Origin of the sequence: Prosthecobacter sp., from assembly GCF_020439865.1 — a bacterium.
Taxonomy (GTDB): Bacteria; Verrucomicrobiota; Verrucomicrobiia; order Verrucomicrobiales; family Verrucomicrobiaceae; genus Prosthecobacter.
The window spans coordinates 1-1,584 of record NZ_JAGRPF010000119.1; the positions used below are offsets into that span (position 1 = coordinate 1).

Genomic DNA, 1,584 nt, shown 5'->3' on the forward strand with positions numbered 1-1,584 from the left:
CCACATCGCAACCCACTGAACTCAGCGCCGCCACTCTGGTCCTGCTGAAAAAATATCCCGCCACCAGCACCGCGTCGCTCATTTACGAACTGTTGCCGAAGGCCGGTCCCGCTTTGAAGCGCGATCTCGTGCCGATCCTCACCGCAAACGCCACGACCGCGCTGGAACTCTTCAAGCGCATGGAGAAGGGCGAGTTCCCGACCGCGTGGGTCGATGTCGAGACGCGCTGGCGTTATCAGCGCGGCAAGGGCGAGATGACCGACCTCGCGAAGAAGCTCTTTGGCGAGGCGAGCAGCGACCGCGCGGCTGTGGTGAAGGACTACATGGCGGCCACAACGATGCCTGGCGATGCGAAGAAAGGTCAGGCCGTGTTCGCCACCATCTGCATCACCTGTCACAAGCATGGCGACATGGGCGTCGATGTCGGCCCGCCGCTCTCCGATGTAAAAGTGAAGCCCCCTGAAGGCATCCTCTCCGACATCCTCGACCCGAACCGCATGTTCGAAGCACGCTGGACCGCGTATCAAATCGACACGAAAGACGGGCGCAGCCTCAGCGGCCTCATTCAAAGCGAGAACAGCGACAGCGTCGTCCTCGCCATGATGGGCGGCGCCAAGGAGACACTTCCGCGCAGCGCCATCAAGGAGATGAAGTCCCTCGATCGCACCCTCATGCCCGTCGGCCTCGAAGCCGCGATCACGAAGGAGCAGATGGCCGACTTGATCGCGTTCCTGCTGGGGAAGTAAGCCATTAAGAGCTGACGATTGCCGGCTCCGCCGTCATGGCCACGCGTGCTCGGACGACCTGTCTGGGGCATCGAAGGACTGTCTCACGAACGGTGGTTTTCACCCGTCTCATGCCTCCAATGTAGGGTAGGCAACCATCACGACGAAAATCTGGATCCCGTGAAAAATATTTCACTTCACCGGTAACATCCCGTCCGAAAACGCACAGAAGGGAACGAACCACCTTCGTCCCGTGCCAATCACCATTCGCCTAACCCAGATCGATAAAGACCTGAACGGTCTGTTTCGCTTCTGCTACGACAGGCATGAGGAGGAGGTGCGGCATCCGCAGACCTACACGGACCACAGCGCCCCTACCATCATGGAGCCATTCGGAGAGACCGGCCACCATCTCATCGCGGAGGCACCCTGCGCGCGCACTCCAGCGCCGGGAGCATCTTTAGAGACTGCCACGATCTCGACGGCATGGAACGCTCCCTCGCGGTTTATCCGCTGCTGGTGTGGAACGCCGCCTGCCGCCTTTCACTCAAAATCCTCTCATAACTTCCCACCATGACCACGCCAACCAAACTCTCCCCCGTCCTAGAAGTCGTCGAGAAGGCGAAGACCGTCTTCCGCGCAAAGCTCCAGTGCATCCACGATCAAGGTGGTCTGACTCGGGAGCAGTATGTGCGCTACCTTTCCTTCCAGTATCATCTCACGAAGGGGGTGCAGCGGCACTTCCTCAAAGTGGCGGCGCATCCCCGGCTGGCGCACAAAAACCTGCTGCGGGAATTTCTCTTCCGCTTTGGACTGGAAGAGGAACCGCACTATAAGGTCGCTGAGGTGGATCTCCAAC

Annotated in this window: 2 protein-coding genes; both read left to right on the plus strand. The window is 59.8% G+C overall.

From position 1 onward, the window contains the following. The coding region (locus KDL09_RS14330; protein ID WP_294386353.1) for a c-type cytochrome at positions 1-746 on the plus strand (746 nt) is incomplete at its 5' end. Between the two features lie 552 nt (positions 747-1,298). Beyond that, on the plus strand, positions 1,299-1,584 hold a 286-nt coding region (locus KDL09_RS14335; RefSeq protein ID WP_294386356.1), incomplete at its 3' end, for a hypothetical protein.